At 50.5% G+C, this 17,771-nt stretch carries 12 protein-coding genes and 1 tRNA gene; 10 read left to right on the top strand and 3 right to left on the bottom strand.

The features are described 5' to 3' along the window. Positions 1 to 404 precede the first annotated feature (404 nt). Positions 405 to 479: transfer RNA gene (locus U9S71_RS13685), tRNA-Val, on the bottom strand. Positions 480 to 592: 113 nt separating this feature from the next. Between U9S71_RS13685 and U9S71_RS13680 the strand changes: the two genes are divergently transcribed. From U9S71_RS13680 to U9S71_RS13660, 5 genes are all read left to right on the top strand, one after another. Beyond that, positions 593 to 1,945: a sigma-54-dependent transcriptional regulator gene (locus U9S71_RS13680; protein WP_326328072.1), complete on the top strand. Its 1,353-nt coding sequence runs from the start codon at positions 593 to 595 to the stop codon at positions 1,943 to 1,945. Between the two features lie 6 nt (positions 1,946 to 1,951). Further along, on the top strand, positions 1,952 to 3,271 hold the full coding sequence (locus tag U9S71_RS13675) for a sensor histidine kinase (protein ID WP_326328071.1): 1,320 nt from the start codon (positions 1,952 to 1,954) through the stop codon (positions 3,269 to 3,271). Between the two features lie 9 nt (positions 3,272 to 3,280). After that, positions 3,281 to 3,727 carry a low molecular weight protein-tyrosine-phosphatase gene (locus U9S71_RS13670; RefSeq protein WP_326328070.1) on the top strand — a complete coding sequence of 149 codons (447 nt, stop codon included), beginning with the start codon at positions 3,281 to 3,283 and terminating at the stop codon, positions 3,725 to 3,727. Between the two features lie 387 nt (positions 3,728 to 4,114). After that, positions 4,115 to 4,453 (top strand): hypothetical protein, encoded by a 339-nt coding sequence (locus U9S71_RS13665; protein ID WP_326328069.1) that lies wholly within the window; start codon positions 4,115 to 4,117, stop codon positions 4,451 to 4,453. Continuing rightward, the gene (locus U9S71_RS13660; RefSeq protein WP_326328068.1) at positions 4,450 to 5,196 is read left to right on the top strand and encodes a peptidylprolyl isomerase; all 747 of its coding nucleotides are present in this window, start codon (positions 4,450 to 4,452) and stop codon (positions 5,194 to 5,196) included. The genes U9S71_RS13665 and U9S71_RS13660 overlap by 4 nt, the downstream gene beginning before the upstream one ends. 5 nt (positions 5,197 to 5,201) lie before the next feature. Here the strand turns inward: U9S71_RS13660 and U9S71_RS13655 are convergent, their stop codons facing one another. Further along, positions 5,202 to 6,965 (bottom strand): hypothetical protein, encoded by a 1,764-nt coding sequence (locus U9S71_RS13655; protein WP_326328067.1) that lies wholly within the window; start codon positions 6,963 to 6,965, stop codon positions 5,202 to 5,204. Positions 6,966 to 7,739: 774 nt separating this feature from the next. Here U9S71_RS13655 and U9S71_RS13650 point away from each other — a divergent pair. Then, a complete protein-coding gene (locus U9S71_RS13650) occupies positions 7,740 to 9,068 on the top strand; it encodes a PhoH family protein (protein WP_326328066.1) in 1,329 nt (442 codons plus the stop codon). 6 nt (positions 9,069 to 9,074) lie between these two features. Here U9S71_RS13650 and U9S71_RS13645 read toward each other — a convergent pair whose 3' ends face one another. Next, positions 9,075 to 10,436, bottom strand: a complete 1,362-nt coding sequence (locus tag U9S71_RS13645) for a methyltransferase RsmF C-terminal domain-like protein (RefSeq protein ID WP_326328065.1) — start codon at positions 10,434 to 10,436, stop codon at positions 9,075 to 9,077. A 104-nt stretch (positions 10,437 to 10,540) separates the two neighbouring features. On the opposite strand from U9S71_RS13645, the gene U9S71_RS13640 reads away from it, so the two are divergent. From U9S71_RS13640 to U9S71_RS13625, 4 genes are all read left to right on the top strand, one after another. Then, positions 10,541 to 11,128 carry an RNA polymerase sigma factor gene (locus tag U9S71_RS13640; protein ID WP_326328064.1) on the top strand — a complete coding sequence of 196 codons (588 nt, stop codon included), beginning with the start codon at positions 10,541 to 10,543 and terminating at the stop codon, positions 11,126 to 11,128. Between the two features lie 118 nt (positions 11,129 to 11,246). After that, positions 11,247 to 12,443, top strand: a complete 1,197-nt coding sequence (locus U9S71_RS13635; RefSeq protein ID WP_326328063.1) for a FecR family protein — start codon at positions 11,247 to 11,249, stop codon at positions 12,441 to 12,443. Positions 12,444 to 12,639: 196 nt separating this feature from the next. Further along, positions 12,640 to 15,957, top strand: coding sequence for a TonB-dependent receptor (locus tag U9S71_RS13630; RefSeq protein ID WP_326328062.1), 3,318 nt, complete (start codon positions 12,640 to 12,642; stop codon positions 15,955 to 15,957). 14 nt (positions 15,958 to 15,971) lie between these two features. After that, entirely contained in the window at positions 15,972 to 17,768 is a 1,797-nt protein-coding gene (locus tag U9S71_RS13625) for a RagB/SusD family nutrient uptake outer membrane protein (RefSeq protein ID WP_326328061.1), read from the top strand. Positions 17,769 to 17,771: the final 3 nt, after the last annotated feature.

Genomic DNA, 17,771 nt, shown 5'->3' with positions numbered 1-17,771 from the left:
TAACCATCATTGGCACAACACACGCCAGTTTTAGCACTAAGCGTTTCATTTACAGTGTCAAATATAAAAAATAGTTTAAAAAAAGCAATCATGACTCGTATTTAAAGCATTTGTTTGTAGGAATGGGCAAAAACCATATTTTGACAGTGCGTTTTTCAAATGGTTTTTTACTCGAACTGCGAACAAGACACGAATATCTAGCGGGTAGTAACCACTGAGAAGTGGAATGTTTCCATAAGTAAATGGTTATCCACCTGTCGTCGTCGCCTCGAATCTCCTGCAGGATGCTTCCAGCTTGTCCTGGCAAATCTTACAAGTTTATCTATTTGTTGTTAACTATGATTTTGGCAGCAATAATGCGTGATCTATAAATGAAAACACCCGCCGTGTAGCGGGTGTCCTTGTGGGAGATACTGGGTTCGAACCAGTGACCCCCTGCTTGTAAGGCAGGTGCTCTGAACCAGCTGAGCTAATCTCCCTTATTTGGGTCTGCAAATATAGCGCAGTTTAACGACATACAAAATTATTTTTCATTTTTTTGCCAGCCCATACATATAGTTGTAGTTTTACGGTATAAATTCAGACAACCAACATGAAGCATGCGCGCATATTAGTCGTAGACGATGATCACGATGTGTTAACCGCTGTACGTCTATTACTCAAACAGCACGTTGCAACGGTCATTACCGAACATAATCCCGAACAAATCCCCGCTATACTCTCCAAAGAAAAGCCGGATTTGGTACTGCTCGACATGAACTTCAAAAGCACCATCAACACGGGCAACGAAGGACTCTATTGGTTGAATAGGATCAAATCCATCAAACCCGATCTCCCCGTTGTGATGATTACGGCGTATGGTGCTATTGACCTGGCCGTCACCTCACTCAAGCAAGGCGCAGCAGACTTTGTGGTGAAACCATGGCAAAATGAACAGCTGATTGGTGCCATTACCGACCTGTTATCAACAAAAGAACGCAAAAAGGCGGTCGAAAATAGCACAGGTGCCGACTTGGAGTTCATCGGCGAATCGCCGGTTATGCAAGACCTGCGTTATAAAATCAGCAAAATTGCACCTACCGATGCGAATATCCTTATACTCGGCGAAAACGGAACGGGCAAAGACCTCATCGCCACGGCCATCCACAAGCAGTCGAACCGCGCAGACAAGCCCTTCATCAAAGTGGATGTGGGGGCGCTGACGGAAAGTTTATTTGAAAGCGAATTATTCGGGCACAAGAAGGGAGCTTTCACCGATGCCCGTGAAGATCGCGCAGGACGGTTTGAAGCGGCCAACGGGGGTACGCTTTTCCTCGATGAAATCGGCAATATTTCCCTCCAACAGCAGGCCAAACTGTTAAGCGTGCTCCAAAACAGGCAAGTTATCCCGTTGGGCAGCAACACCCCCATCCCGGTGGATATCCGCCTGGTTTGCGCCACCAACGTGCCGCTGGCCGATCTTGCCAACGAGAGCCGCTTTCGCAAAGACCTCATTTATCGTATCAACACGGTGGACTTACAAGTACCCCCCCTTCGGAGCCGTGGGGACGATACGCTACGCATTGCCAGGCACTACCTCAACAAATATGCGCAGAAATACATGAAGTCGGCCTCGGATTTCGATAAGCGAGCAGAGCAGAAGCTGCTCGATTACCATTACCCAGGCAACGTGCGCGAATTGCAATACAGCATCGAGCGCGCCGTTATCATGGCCGACGATGAGACATTGGGGGTGGATGACCTTATTTTTTCACCGATTGAGCAAGCACCGGCTGCTATTCCGGGCAATTCATTGGGCACAGACAACCACAACCTGGTGGAGCTCGAACGGGTCACCATTGCCAATGTTGTCGAAAAACATGGGGGCAACATCAGTAAGGCGGCCAAGGAATTAGGCATTACGCGCACCGCGCTGTACCGACGGCTCAGCAAATACGACATCTAGGCAGGTATGCGGCGGTTCAGGCGGTTGATTTTTTTCCGGGCAATTTTGCTCCTCATCGCGTTGACCGGACTTGCCTATCTGTTATTCGGTGGCTGGTACGGTTATGCCGCGCTACTAGCCCCGTTTTGCATCTGGCTACTGGCCCTTAATTTCCGCTCGCAGCTGCGTGCGTACCGCGAGTTGGAAGAGTTTGCTGAGGCAGCACGGTACCGGGATTTTACGCGTCATTTTCCCCTCACCCATGCCCGGGCCGAGCTACTTCCCTTGCGGAGTGCCTTTAATGATATTAATGGCGTTTTCAAGAAAATAAGCGGCGAGCGCGAAACGCAATACCAGTACCTCCATCAGATACTGGAGATCGTTGACACGGCCATCCTCTCCTACAATATCGATACACATGAAGTAATGTGGATGAACGATGCGTTCAAAAAGCTATTCGGTATTCCCTATCTGCACAGGTTTGAGAGCCTCCAAAAGAAAAACGAGGACCTCTACCAAAAAACCAAGCAATTGGTTCCGGGCGAACAGACCTTGCTCAGCGTAAACTCGGCGAAAGGCAACATTAAGCTGCTGCTTACGGCGAGTCACTTTCAGACACCCCAAGGCAAGTTTCAACTGATTGTATACCAAAATGTCAACGAAGCGATTGATGAGACGGAAGCCAAAGCTTGGCAAAAACTGCTCAGCGTGCTCACCCATGAAATCATGAATTCCATCGCGCCGATATCGTCGCTCGCCGACACACTGAAACGCCGATTGGACATGTTGCCCAACCATGAAGAGCTGGAAGATGTCCGACTAGGTACCGAAACGATTAAACGGCGTAGTGAAGGGCTGCTCAAATTTGCCGGCACTTACCGGTCGCTGAATAAAATCGAGCGACCGAATTTGAGCACGGTACGGGCGAGCGATCTATTCGAAAACCTGTATCAGCTCATGGAGCCATCTATACTCCAGAAAAACATCGAACTGGACATCATCCTCAAAGATACGCAGCTGACGTTGGAACTGGACATCGACCTCATCGAGCAAGTATTAATCAACCTACTACTCAATGCCATGGAAGCCGTAAAGAAGGTACCCGAACCCCAGATTGCCCTCTCCGCATCGGCGACCGACGGCAAGCCGAGGGTACAGATAAGCGACAACGGCAGGGGCATCCCCGCTGATTTGCTCGACAACATTTTTATCCCGTTCTTTACCACCCGCAAATCGGGCAGTGGCGTGGGGCTCACTTTAAGCAAGCAAATCATGTTGCTGCACGGCGGAAACATCCTTGTCCACAGCGAGGAAGGCAAAGGAAGTACATTTACACTGCAATTTTAACGATTGATTATGAAGATACTGATGGTATGTTTGGGTAATATTTGCCGGTCGCCGCTGGCACACGGTGTGTTGCAACATATGGTGGATAGCAAAGGGCTGGGATGGACCATCGATTCGGCAGGCACCGGCAACTGGCATGTGGGCAATCCGCCCGACCGCCGATCTATCGCCATCGCGAAACGGTACGGGGTAGATATCAGTGGGCAACGGGCACAACAGTTCGGCCCGCATCATTTTGATGTGTACGACCATATTTTGGTGATGGACCGCGACAACCTACGCAACGTACTGGCTAAGGCCGAGACCGATGAACAACGCGCACTGGTGCAGTTGTTCCTGCCCGACGACGAGGTGCCGGATCCGTATTTCGACGATGGCTTATTCGACCCCGTTTATCAAATGGTGGCCATACGGTGTGGGGAATTGATAAAAGAATGGAGCAAAGACAGGCAATAAAAAAAGCGCCACCGAAGCGACGCCTTTCCAGATACTAAAACAAACAGTTCATACTTACTAAGTAATTTACCGTTCTCTTCATGCCACTATACTGTCGGTGCGGCTATATTGTTAATTGCTTTTGGCCAAACCCATCCCATAACGGTTGCCTGATAAGCAACAATATTGTGCCAAGTCGCGCACCAGACCGCATAGTTATTTCAAAAACTCGCTATCAACCTGATTTTCAACATCTTTCAACAAGACGACTAAAATCACGACCCCTAGCGTCACCTAATTCCTGCCGCAACGCTACCCACAGCTTCCCCACTTTGGGGAATAATCACACAGCTTGCCCGCTGTATCTTGCTGCTTGCATTTAACCGTCAAGTTAACTAAGTTTGCCGGGTGAATGCGGCATTGATAAATAAGAAGTGGAACGAACTGCAGGTGAGCACGGCAACGCAGTTCGAGATGGAAAAGCCCGATATAAAAGTCATGCTTTTCCTTATTGGTGTGCAGGAGCTTGGAAAGGGCCCCCTAAAATTCAACAAGAGGCAAAAAGAAGAATTGATGCATATTGCTACCTGTCGCCTTTTCAGTGCTATGGGGTTTTATGAACTGGAGGGCCTCGACCAAGACGGCTGGCCCCATTGGCGACTGGTCAAACCTATTCCCAATTACACACTTCTCGAACAAGAGGTGGTCATTAAATCGTTGATCATTGATTATTTTGACGAAACATGAAAAAAATCCTCCTCATCGCCGCACTGGTGGCTTTTCACACCCTCCTCCATGCGGCACCGCCTCACAAATACGTACGCATCATCACCTCCAAAGGGGAGTGCCTATTAAAACTATACGATGAGACACCGTTGCACCGAGACAATTTCGTGAAGCTGGTGCGCGAGGGATATTACAAAGACCTGATGTTCCACCGGGTCATCAATCATTTCATGATCCAAGGTGGCGACCCCAATTCGCGGTATGCTGCAGAAAGACAGGAGCTGGGTGAGGGCGGGCCGGATTACACCATCCCGGCAGAGTTCAACGACAGCCTGTTCCATAAGAAAGGGGCCATTGGCGCAGCCCGCGATGATAATCCGGAGAAAGCATCCAGCGGCTCCCAGTTTTACCTGGTACAGGGGCGTACATTCAGTGACCGCAGGCTCGACAGTCTTGAACAGGTTGGGCCCGGCAGGCAGAAAATCCCGCCATATCAGCGCCAAGTCTACAAAACACTGGGCGGCACGCCCCATCTCGATCAGAACTACACGGTTTTCGGAGAGCTCATTTCCGGGATCACCGTTGTCGATAGCATCGCCGCCGTACCGACAGACGGGAACGACCGCCCACTGGAAGACCAACGTATGGAAATGGTGCTCCTCACCCGCCGGGAGGCTATTAACCTGGAACGCGAACAAGCCGGACTTGAACCTCGCAATAGCATTTTTACGAAATTTCTGGATTTATTCAGACCCAAGTACTAACGGCGTCATCGTTCCTTCTTTCCAAATATACGCTTGAAGAAACCGCCTGTTTTTTCGGATGCTTTTTTGGCCTCTTCAGCCGCATTCATTAGCCGGCGTTCGCGCTCCGGACTGATACCCGCACATTCCTTTATCCCTTGCAGAAGACTTTGCCAGACCGTCTTGAAAAACGAAAAGGTTGGCGGGCGAACATAGCTGATGCGCCCCGTATGGTATTTGCCGTTCGCATCGGGATTGCTGTCATTGATGATGAAGCTGTTGGCAAGGAAGGAAATGACTTTTTTCGACGACTTCTCCCCATCCTGTTCATTAGCCAGCAAGTTGAGTCGCATGTTGTTATAATCGAAATGTAGCGTTCCGCGCGCTCGGCGGTCGTCTGCCGTCACGTCAAAACGTATACCTTTAATGTTGGCACTCGCCACCTCCGCATTCAATAGTGGTGTGAGGATGCGGTTAAGCGGCCGCCCGTCCATTTGGCCGAGCGTCCCTTTATAGGTATGGGCGCCGCGCTTGTCGAGCATATCGAAGGTAAACTCCACATCCAATTTGCCCATGCCCATCATATACGACGTCACATTCGCCACCATCGTTTGGTCCTCCAGCAGGGCCACAGAATCGTTAGTAACGTTCCGAAATAAGCCGCTCGTACGTTCAAAGGTGATTTCTCCTTCTTTTTTATACTTACGGCTCACCTCCGCGTAACTGATATCGACGTTGTTCATCAACACCGAGTCCATTTTTATCGGCTGCTTCAGCTGGAGGAGGAGCTGGTGCGGCGACTTACCGATCTTGTTGCTTGGCTTCTTGGGGTAACGCAAGTCGTTAGCTATCGCTACAGCGCCGCTGTCGATATGCAGACTTCCGGCATAGAGCTTCTGGTTATGCACAAACCGCTGCAGGTCGATGTTTTCAAGCCTGATGGTCGGAAAATCGAGTATGACCATATCTGATGCCTGCTGCTTCCGTTTAAAATATTCCGCCTTGCTCATCCGCGGCGCATATTTGAGGCCCGAAAGTGTTACCTGTTTGTAAAGCGTTGCTATTTGCAGCCGATCGAAACTTACATAATAAAAACTGTCGGGCGTTTCATACCGAAGTCCCGGCATGTCGATATCGATTGCACGGGTATGGTAGAACCGTGTCGTATCGAATTGCGACAGCGAGTCGATCAGGATATCACTTACCTGCACGTTCAAGTCGTGCAATATGGTTTCGCTACGCGTGGAATCCGTCTTTTTCGAAAATTTAAATTGGATACCATTCAACGTCATCCTCGACACGCTCACTTCGCGCAGGATATCAGATATCCGTTGGTAGAGGCTCCGTTCATCCCGTTTGGTGGTAACGGTATCGTTATATACATGGTATTTGTTAACCACATGTATACTTGGCGTATCGATGATGATGTCGTCGATATGCAGCTTGCGCTCCGTAAGGATTCGGCGAGGGTAGAACTGCTTAATCCGCAGGTTTGCAACACGGATGTGGTAAATATTATCTGGCGCCTGCTGTCGGCGTTCCATCTGGGCATACCGGTTGGTATCGGCGGTGAGCTGCAGGTTTTTGATCGAGGCGTTGCCGGTAATCAGGTTAAAATCCAGCCGATCATAAGCAATGAGGTACAAGCTATCGGTGGAGCTAATAATGGCTTCCTTAAGCTGCGCATCCAATATCGGTTTCCAATGGCGGCTCAAGTACCATGCACCAATCGTTATGACAATCAACAGGGCAACAGCGATGCCGATTATCCATTTCCAAACGGGCCTCATAAAAAGTAAACGTTAATTCTTATAATTTCTTCAGTTTATTGCCTTCATCGTATTGACCAAAGAACACCAATTGGTTATGAATGTTTTCGTGCAGCAACGGAGTTGTGGCCGATATATTATAAAAAAACGGAGAACCGCCTCTTTCGATTTGAATTCTCCGTTTTTAACCTTAAATACAACCGTAGTTGCAAATCAGGCACCAAGTTGAGTATCTTCACTGGCATTTGTCTCATGCTATTGCTAATGAAAGCGATTGCAATTCGTCGTTGCAGCTTGTCATATACGCTTCTCTCCGTAGAGTTCCACGTGATGAACAAACCCCCGATGCATATGGTGATCGTGTCGCATACCGTTGGTAGTTGACTACGTTCCGTTTGGCATAAAACCTCCTGGAACCAATCCCTTGCAAAAGTCATCCGATGGTATCGGCCTTTCGGCTCTCCGCCATCTTTGCGATGCTTCATTCGGGCTATGTTAAAGAACTCCGTTCTTGATAGTACCAAGGTAACAATAAAAGGCTTTCGATGCAAGAAAAAAGTGATTTATTTTATTAACACGTTTTCCACGCTGATCGAATGGCTTATCAACAACCGAGGGTCGCCCATAATACCCCTATGGAGCGCATAGGGCTATATGAAGTGAAGCTATCCACAATCACGTGTTGCTGGGTTATCCACAAGAGAAGCTAGGGGCACAGGACAAAAAGCCTAGCGTTTCTTCGTAAAAACGTCTGGTCGGCTGCTCCACTGCACAAAAAAACAGTATTTTTATCCCATGGCGACAACCCGGAAGATTTTCGTTTTAGACACCTCAGTGATTCTCTATGACCACAATGCGCTCAATAATTTCCAGGAGCACGATGTAGCCATCCCCATCCAGGTGCTCGAGGAGCTCGACAACATGAAGGGCGGCAACGAGACCCGCAATTTCGAAGCACGGGGATTCATCCGCCTCATCGACGAACTATCAGGCAAGAAGCTGATTAACCAGTGGGTGCACCTCAATGGCAAAACCAACGGGCGGTTCCGGGTTATACTGCCCAGCCACCCATTGCCCGTAGATGCAGTGGATGTGTTCGGCAACGATAAATACGATCACCAAATCATCAATGCTGCATTCATCCTGATGGGCGAGCATCCCGATAAAAAAGTAGTGTTGGTATCCAAAGACATCTGCCTGCGGCTTAAAGCCAAGGCACTCAACTTGCACGCGGAGGACTACGAGACCGGCAAAATCAAAAATGTGGAAGCGCTCTACACCGGCAAGACCATACGCCGTGATGTACCCGCGGCGCTAATGGATGCCCTGCGGCAAAAAACGCCGGCCGCGGCCGAGGGAGTCACCGTCGACCATATTGGTGCCAACCAGTTTTATGTGCTTAAACAGCAGCGAAAAACTATTTCTGCATTCTACCACAAAGGCTCCCACGCCTTCATACCTGTATCGGGGGCTCCGGTATTCCGTATCAAGCCGCGTAATCAGGAGCAGGCTTTCGCGCTCCATGCCCTCCTAGACCCCTCCATCCGGCTGGTCAGCATCCAAGGCAATGCCGGTACGGGAAAAACGTTACTGGCCCTCGCCAGTGCATTGGAACAGCGTAAACAGTATCGGCAGATTTACATTACCCGCCCCGTCATCCCGTTGAGCAATCGGGAGATTGGCTTCCTCCCGGGCGACGCTAAGTCGAAAACAGACCCGTTTTTAGCCCCGATCTGGGATAACCTCCGGTTTATTAAAGAGCAGTTTGCCGATGACCCCAAAATGAATGACAAAATCGACGAGCTCATTGCCAATGAAAAGGTTGCCATCGCGCCGCTGGCATTTATCCGCGGCCGCACACTCACCAAGATTTTCTTCATCGTCGATGAGGCGCAAAACCTCACGCCCCACGAAATCAAAACCATCATCTCGCGGGCAGGCGAGCACACCAAGGTTGTTTTCACCGGCGATATCTATCAAATAGACACCCCCTATCTCGACGCCGAGAGCAACGGGCTTTCCTATCTTATCGAACATGTGAAAGATCATCCCCTCTATGCTCATATCACCCTGCAGAAGGGCGAACGCAGCGAGTTGGCCAACCTCGCCAATGATCTGCTTTAACTTCTGTTACATCGTCGCAATCCGCCACACTTTCGGGTAGTAATTGTTGATGCGGTTGGGGAGCACTTTCATCCACCCCAACGCCACGCCTTCATAAGCGGCAAGCGCCCACCCCCGTATCCCATGCTTATTGATGGTGGGCGGCAGGCTTCCCTTGCGCAGGTAGTGCAGCGCCTCGTCCTCCGCCAGTGCCACGGTGGGTATATCCGGTCGACGCACGAGGCTCAACGCCAGGTCGTGCGCCGGGATAAGGTCGCCGTTGGCCAACCATCCTACGTACGTACCGGCATTGCGGAGATACAGCATATTGCGAAGTATATGCAGGTCGGTCTCCCATCTTTTGGGTAGGATATGGATGTCTTCGCCTATGGTAAACGTGCAATAGTCATCAATGCCGCTAACCCACTTCTTCAATGCCGGAACCGTTGTCCGCTCCACCTTCGGTTTGCGATGGTCAAACGTAGGTTGTTTGCTTACCTTTCGAAATGCCGCCAGGAAAAAGCCCTCCCCGCGCAGCTTATGCGGGTAGAACCGATAGCCGGGGCACGCGTGCTTGTCAGACAGCGTTTGCTCGATTCCCCATTCTGCGGCAATGGGGATGCTCAGCGGCTCCAGCCCCTGTGTATCGCATAGCCAATCAGCTATCTTTTCATCCTCTTCCCGGGAATACGAGCAGGTCGAATACAATAACACGCCCCCTTCTTTGAGCGCCGGCAAACTCGTAGCGAGGATACGCTGTTGTCGTTCACAGCAAAGCTGTACGGCCGATTCAGACCACGCATTAATCGCTTCGTGATCCTTGTGAAACATGCCGGACCCGGAGCATGGCGCGTCCACCAACAGCAGGTCCACATACCCCGGCAGGTGGCCGAATGCAGAAGGGTCATTATTGGATACCACCGTGTTGGGTCGCCCCCAACGCACAAGATTATCTACCAGCGCGGTTGCCCGTGCTTTGATGAGTTCATTGGCAATAAGCAGACTATCCGCATGGAGGTAGCTGTTCAGCAACGTACTCTTCCCGCCGGGGGCTGCGCATAGGTCCAGCGCCACCAGTGGCTCCTTATCCAGCCCGAGCGTTCGTATGGCGTGGGCCACAAACATCGATGATGCCTCCTGCACATAATAACACCCGGCATGGAAAAGCGGGTCGAGCGTAAATACAGGCCTTTCCGCGAGGTAATAGCCCGTATCGCACCAAGGCACCGGGTCGGCGGTTATCTCGCCAGGCAATTTCCGCTTGGCGGGATTGACCCGGATGGCCGTGAATCCCCCTTCTTTCTCGTGTACGGCCTCGAAAGCCGCCGTATCAAACCCTGCCGAGTTGCCCAATCGGCGTACCAGGGCGGGTGGAAGAATGTTGCTCATGGCCGGTAAAGTTATGAATTCGAAAAAAAAAGCTTACGTTTGTTTTTGCAATTATGACCAAGCATATCGTTACATATTAATATTCGTCTTTTACCCATACGAATATGCCGACGCATTTAGAAGTGGCCGATGAACTGGTGGCTCGCCTTAAAAAAGGCGAGGAGGCCGCTTTTAAGATAATTTACGACCTGTTGCACGCACGGATCTACCGAATGGTTCTTTCATTGGTTAAAGATGCCGCCAAAACCGACGAAGTGCTTCAGGAGACCTTTGTAAAGCTTTGGCTGAATCGCGAGAAACTAACTATCGACCAACCTTTATATCCTTTCGTGTACCTAACCGCCAAGCGATTGGCTATCGACCATTTCCGAAAAGCGCTGCAGGAAAGCGACATGCTGGCGTACTTGACCAACCAAAGCAAACGGTACACAAACGACACCGAAGAGGCCGTTTTCCTTGCTGACCTTACCCGCTTGACCGACGAAAGCATCAAAGCCTTGCCGGTGCAACAACAGGCTGTGTTCATACTCAGTCGACACGAGGGCCTCTCATATGACGAGATTGCCCAACGTTTACATATTTCACCAAATACGGTACGAAACCATATGGTATGTGCCTTGCGGACGTTGAGGCACCATTTTACCAAACATGGTGTGATTTACGGCTTGCTTTTAGCTTGGCCGTTCATTTGAATGCGTCTACTACAAATAAATTACCACGTCACTAGTCCTTCTTGTCCATTCGTCCGTTATCTATTATAAATAAGGGTCAATGTCGAGCGTACACTGCCTTTAAAAAAACGAAGGGATCATGCCAATTGATAAAATAAAGCTACGTTTGCTACTCAAGAAATACCTCAATGACAACATCGGGTCTAATGAGCTGCAAATGTTGCGGCAATACGTCTTGCATACAGACGACCCTACACTACTAGAGCAGGTTTTGGACGAACTTTGGCGTGAGCAAACGGACGAGACGGATCAGCCAATTCCCAGTGCTCGTTTGTATCAGTCAATCCTCCATCAGGCAGAAATACAAGGCAACCTACCCATTAGGAACAGCGTTCCGATGGCTGCTCGGTGGCGCTTTGCAGCAGCTATTGCAGCATTACTTTGTATATGTGCCGGGCTTTTTTGGTTTATACAGTTGGTTCCAACAAGTCGTCCGCACCCGGGCAATACCGAACAGGCCATCGTCCCTGGAGGGAATAAAGCAACCTTAACCCTGGCAGATGGACGAACCGTGTTCCTTAGCGAGGCGCAAAGTAATGTTGTCGTCAATGGCGATGACATGCGATATGGCGATGGGTCGATGGTCTTGAAGCATCAGCAGGCACCTCCCGACGCCCTCCCGACACTCATGACCATCACTACCCCGCGGGGTGGTACCTATCAGATCACGCTGTCTGACGGGACGAAAGTGTGGCTCAATTCGGCCAGTATGCTGACATACCCACAACATTTCGATGTTCAAGAGCGCATTGTTCAGCTTGAGGGTGAGGCCTATTTTGAAGTGACGTCTCAACCCCAAGAAAAGGAATCGCCACCCGTTCCCTTTTTGGTAAAAACAAGCAACCAGACGGTTCGGGTGTTGGGTACGCGTTTCAATATTACGGCCTATCCTGACGAGGCAAACACAAAAACAACGCTGGTAGAGGGGTCGGTCCAAGTCACCAACCTGTCTTCACGAGTAATTAAAAAGCTTATTCCCGGCAACCAGAGCATTACACGGGGACGGTATATGGAAGTCAAGGAGGTGGACGCCGATCCGGAAATAGCTTGGAAAGACGGCTATTTTGCTTTTGCCGACGAGCACATCAGTAACGTCATGAGCACCATTGCACGATGGTATAACATCGAGGTGGAATACCAAGGCGATATGACCAATAAATACTTCGGTGGCACGCTCTCACGGTTCGAAGATTTCGAGACGTTGTTGAAGACCATCGAACTCACAGGATCTGTACGATTCAAAATAATGGGGAGGAGGGTAATCGTGATGACTTAGCTTAAGACAAAAAACCAGCTAAAGCTATAAAAATGCAATCAGGAGCGTTGCGACCGCCCCTGATGCCTATGGCTTTAGGCCATGTGGATTTAAAAACAAGTAGGACTCATTTATAAACCTTATTCAAATGTACGAAAATATTATTACGCGTATCTATCACCTGTTATATCGGGTGAAACCTAAATATCTATTGGTTATGAAGTTGTGCGTTATCTTGTCCCTAATCAGTTGCCTGCAAGTCAGTGCATTCACCTATGCACAGCACATTACGCTGCAAAAAGAACGGGCAACATTAGCAGAAGTCTTTAAAGAGATTAAAAAGCAAACGGGTTATCACGTGTTCTACGACACGTGGACCATACGTAACACCAAACCGATTTCGCTGAGTTTGCAGGAGGCAACGATCGAAGAAGCCCTTATCGCGAGCCTTAAAGGGCAGGGACTGGGATACGAACTGGTGTCGAAAAACATCATCATTACCCCCGGAGAACTCAAGCTCCCGGCAAAACGACGCGTGGAAGCGCAGGAAGTCATCACAGGGCGAGTTACCGATGAGGAAGGCACTCCCCTTGAGGGTGTGACGGTTGCCGTGAAAAACAGCACACTCTTAGTTACAACCGATGCGGATGGCGACTACCGCATCGAGCTTCCCAGTCGAAACCACACGTTGATTTTTTCCATTATCGGTTTCGCCACGCAAGAAATACGGGTTGCGGCCCCAGGCACCGTCAATGTGGCCCTCAAAACGGAGGTGAGTGGCCTTGACGAAGTTGTCGTGGTAGGCTACGGAACACAACGCGTGGGCACCATCACAGGGTCCGTTGCAACGGTAAAAGGCGAAACCCTTACCAAAGCACCCGCCATAAACCTTTCGAACGCCATGGTAGGCAGGTTGCCGGGCTTGGTGGCTGTCACACGCTCGGGTGAGCCGGGAAGCGACAACTCCACCTTCCGCATTCGGGGTGCAAATACCCTGGGAGATAATTCGCCCCTAATTGTGGTTGACGGGATTGCCAACCGGTCGCTTGAGCGCCTAAGTGCCGCCGATATCGAAAGCGTAACCGTACTAAAGGATGCCTCCGCGGCCATTTACGGTGCGCAAGCCGCCAACGGGGTCATTTTGGTGACTACAAAGCGCGGCAGCACGGGCAAGCCACAACTCACCTTTACCTATAATGAAGGATTGAGTATGCCAACGGTCATTCCAGATGTCGCGGACGCTGCAACCTACGCGCAGATGCTCAATGAAATCAGTCAGTACGCGGGCCAACAACCCGTATTCACCGATGAGGAGATCCAAAAATACCGCGATGGCAGCGACCCGTGGGGGTATCCGAATACCAACTGGTATGACGCTACGTTCCAGTCGGCCTCCGCACAACGCACCGCCCAAGTAAGCATATCGGGCGGACAGGAGGCCCTCCAATACTTTATATCCGGGGGATACAATTACCAGGATGGTATTTATAAAAAAAGCGCCACGCACTACAAGCAATTCAATTTTCGTACAAACCTCGATGGTCAATTGTCGGAATACGTGAAGTACGGTATCAGTTTGGCGGGGCGTGAGGAAAACCGGAATTACCCCACCCGATCGGCATCGGATATTTTCCAGATGCTAAGACGGGGAAAGCCGAACATGCCGGCTTACTGGCCTAATGGGATGAATGGCCCCGATATCGAATATGGGAATAACCCCGTGGTGGTAACCACCAACCAAACGGGATATGACCGCAATAAGTCGACCATACTCGAGACCAAGGCGAACATCGACATCTCCGTGCCGTGGGTAGAGGGGCTGTCCGTATCGGCAAATGTTGCTTTTGACCGCCGGATATATAACAATAAGCTCTGGCAGTTGCCTTGGTACCTGTACGCATGGGACGGCGCGAGCAGGGATGACAACGGCGACCCGATTTTGGTCGAGGGGCAAAAAGGATTTACCAATCCGCAGCTCACCCAAGACATGCAGAACGCCGACCTCCTGACTATGAACACCCTCTTCAACTACGACCGTACATTCGGCGATAGACACCACGTCAAAGGTCTATTTGGCGTGGAACGTATTACGGGCGAAACAATGCGTTTCGAAGCCTTCCGTAGATACTTCGTGTCGACCGCCTTGGATCAGCTTTTTGCTGGGGGCGACGCCGAGAAAAACAGCACCGGTACCGCTAGCGAACAGGCTAGGCTCAACTATTTCGGCCGGTTGAATTACGATTTCGATAACAAATACCTGTTTGAGTTCGTCTGGCGATACGATGGCTCTTACATCTTTCCTGCCGCCAAGCGATTCGGATTCTTTCCTGGGGTATCTTTGGGATGGCGTGTGTCTGACGAACCCTTCTGGGAAGATATACGACCCGTTGTGAGCGACTTCAAGTTAAGGGGTTCATGGGGACAGACCGGCAACGACCGTATCACCGCCTATCAGTACTTGGCAAGCTATGGCTTCCCATCGGCCGCAAATGGCATCTATGTGTTTAATGGCGACGTGGAAAACAAGATACTGGAAGAGTTGCGCATTCCAAACCCGAACGTTACCTGGGAGGTTGCGAACCAGTCCAACATTGGCTTTGACGCCGGATTCCTCCATGGTAAAATGACATTTTCTGCCGAATATTTCTATAATTTACGGACCAATATCCTGTGGTCAAGAAACGCTTCGGTACCCGAATCGACCGGGCTAACGCTACCTCGCGAAAACATCGGCGAAGTCGAAAACCAGGGTGCCGAATTCCAAGTCGGTTATAACAACCGTGCCGGCGAATTCCAATATGGGATATCAGCAAATATCAATTTCAATAAAAACCGGATCCGGTTCTGGGACGAAATACCCGGTGTGCCGGACTACCAACGATCTACAGGCTACCCCATGGACACCGAGCTGTATTACAAGGCAATAGGTGTATTCCGCGATCAACCAGCGGTGGACGCCTACCCCCATTGGGCCGGTGCCCGCCCCGGCGACATCATCTACGAAGATGTAAATGATGATGGCGAAATCAATGGCCTCGACCGTATCCGGGTATATAAAACCGAGCTGCCCACGCATACCGGCGGGTTGAACCTCGACCTTTCTTTCAAGGGCTTCTACACCTCCTTGTTCTTCCAGTGGGCCACCGGTGCCATCCGAAACAACTATTACCAGATGCAGGGAGAAGCAGGCAATTTCCTCAAACAAGATGTGGAAGGCCGTTGGACTCCGGATAATCCCGATGCGTCGAAACCGCGTATATGGAACCGGTACAACGAATACTGGCGTCAGAACCCGGGCACCAATACCTATTGGCTCCAAAATTCCGACTATGTCCGCCTCAAGAACTTCGAGCTCGGCTACAGTATACCTTCCGCGTTCTGCGAAAAGTTATGGTTAAGCGGCGCACAGGTCTATTTTACGGGCATGAACCTCCTCACATTTACCGCCGTGAAGGATTTTGATCCCGAAACCACCTCAGCTACAGCCTATCCGCTTAACAAAGTGTATAACCTGGGTGTATCATTAACGTTTTAATAGCTGAAGAAATCATGAAGAAAAGAACCTATATAATAGCAGCATTTACCGGAATTTCCTTATTTGCCACCTCGTGCAATCAAGATTTTCTAGAAACGCTCCCCAAAACAGAGTTTTCGGAAACCGCTGTCTGGAGTGATCCCGCCTTGGTAGAAACCTTTATCAACCAGATCTATTTCCGGCTTGATGAACCGTTAACCGATGGCCGGATGAAAGCCAACATCGTCGATGAAGCCCACTACCGGGGAAACGCGCCATCGCTCAACTTCAAGAATGGCATTATTACGGCAGACAATATCCCCGCATACGGATTTTCACGGATGCGTAGTTGGGCAGACCTATACAAGACCATCCGATTTTGCAACCTCTTTTTCAGCAAGGTAGAAGAAGTTCCTTTCAGTGATGCGCTGGTGGACGGCAAAACAGAAAAAGAACGGATGACCGGCGAAGCCCATTTCCTGCGCGCGTACCTCTACCATTTCCTCACCAGCACATACGGCGGCGTACCGCTCATCACGGACGCCTATGAATTGGGTGACGAATTCAAGGCCGCGCGGAACACCTATGCCGAATGTGTGGGTTTCATTGCGGCCGAATGTGATAAAGCGGCGGCGTTGCTCCCCGAAGCGCATTCCGGTGACAACCTGGGCCGGGCAACCAAAGGAGCCGCTTTGGCGCTGAAGGCACGCGTATTGCTCTATGCGGCGAGCGATCTGTATAACACCGATGTGTTTCCATCTTATGAGCATCCCGAACTCATCGGCTACACCGACGGCAACCGCGCCGCGCGCTGGCAGGCCGCCAAAAATGCAGCAAAAGACGTAATCGATCTCAACCAGTATTCACTTTTCCGAGCTAACCCAAGTCCCGCGGATTCCGTTGCCCAGAACTATGTTGATCTTTTCATGTCCAGACACAACGAAGAAGACATCTTTGTGAAGTTCTTTACCGTGCCCATGGGGCAGCGTTTCGGATTGTATACCTCACCCAACGGTTACCATGGATGGGGCGCCAATGCACCGATCGGTAACGTCGTAGATGACTTCGAGATGGCCGATGGCACCAAATTCGACTGGACAAACCCCGACCATGCGGCCCAACCGTACAAAAACCGGGAGCCCCGGTTTTATGCGACCATCCTATACAACGAGGCCCCATGGCGCGAACGCCCGGATGACGTAAAAGGGATGGATCCGTTGAACAAGATACAGACCGGCCGCTGGCAACGCTGGGACAATGCCACCAACAGCATGGTGGAAGAGTTTGGCGTCGATACCCGTAAAAGTCCGATTGAAGATTGGAATGGATCTTATACCGGTTATTATCTTCGCAAGTACCTCGACCCCAATAATGACGCACAATATGTGCGGCAAACGGTTACATGGCGGTTTATCCGCTACACCGAGGTTCTCCTCAACTATGCCGAAGCCTGCATCGAATTGGGAGAAGACGCCGAAGCCAGGGCAACCATCAATAGCGTACGGAAACGGGCCGGTTTACCCGGGTTGACCGAGTCGGGCGAAGCACTCAAAGAAAGATACCGCAACGAGCGGCGAATCGAGCTTGCCTTCGAAGACCATCGTTTCTATGATATACGTCGGTGGGCCATTGGTCCGGAGGCCCTCGATGTCACTACCGTTGCCGACATCGTCTATGAGCTGAACCCCGACCATACCACGGCCACGGTGCCAACCATTACGCACAAAGTGTTTGAGACGCATACGTGGCAGGACAAAGCGTATTTTCTTCCTATATTGCGCGACGAGATGAACAAGAACGATCTGCTGATACAAAACCCAGATTATAATTAGGTA

This window comes from Parapedobacter flavus (genome assembly GCF_035818675.1).
GTDB classification, from domain to species: domain Bacteria; phylum Bacteroidota; class Bacteroidia; order Sphingobacteriales; family Sphingobacteriaceae; genus Parapedobacter; species Parapedobacter flavus.
The sequence above is the reverse complement of the archived record's forward strand: the minus strand, read 5'-3'. Positions and strand labels throughout refer to the sequence as shown.

What these genes read in the sequence shown, in the direction of transcription:
- U9S71_RS13670 (WP_326328070.1), top strand. Translation starts at nt 3,281, where the DNA reads ATGAAGATACTGATGGTATGTTTGGGTAATATTTGCCGGTCGCCGCTG.
- U9S71_RS13640 (WP_326328064.1), top strand. Translation starts at nt 10,541, where the DNA reads ATGCCGACGCATTTAGAAGTGGCCGATGAACTGGTGGCTCGCCTTAAA.
- U9S71_RS13635 (WP_326328063.1), top strand. Translation starts at nt 11,247, where the DNA reads ATGCCAATTGATAAAATAAAGCTACGTTTGCTACTCAAGAAATACCTC.
- U9S71_RS13660 (WP_326328068.1), top strand. Translation starts at nt 4,450, where the DNA reads ATGAAAAAAATCCTCCTCATCGCCGCACTGGTGGCTTTTCACACCCTC.
- U9S71_RS13625 (WP_326328061.1), top strand. Translation starts at nt 15,972, where the DNA reads ATGAAGAAAAGAACCTATATAATAGCAGCATTTACCGGAATTTCCTTA.
- U9S71_RS13650 (WP_326328066.1), top strand. Translation starts at nt 7,740, where the DNA reads ATGGCGACAACCCGGAAGATTTTCGTTTTAGACACCTCAGTGATTCTC.
- U9S71_RS13645 (WP_326328065.1), bottom strand. Translation starts at nt 10,436, where the DNA reads ATGAGCAACATTCTTCCACCCGCCCTGGTACGCCGATTGGGCAACTCG.
- U9S71_RS13655 (WP_326328067.1), bottom strand. Translation starts at nt 6,965, where the DNA reads ATGAGGCCCGTTTGGAAATGGATAATCGGCATCGCTGTTGCCCTGTTG.
- U9S71_RS13675 (WP_326328071.1), top strand. Translation starts at nt 1,952, where the DNA reads ATGCGGCGGTTCAGGCGGTTGATTTTTTTCCGGGCAATTTTGCTCCTC.
- U9S71_RS13680 (WP_326328072.1), top strand. Translation starts at nt 593, where the DNA reads ATGAAGCATGCGCGCATATTAGTCGTAGACGATGATCACGATGTGTTA.
- U9S71_RS13630 (WP_326328062.1), top strand. Translation starts at nt 12,640, where the DNA reads ATGAAGTTGTGCGTTATCTTGTCCCTAATCAGTTGCCTGCAAGTCAGT.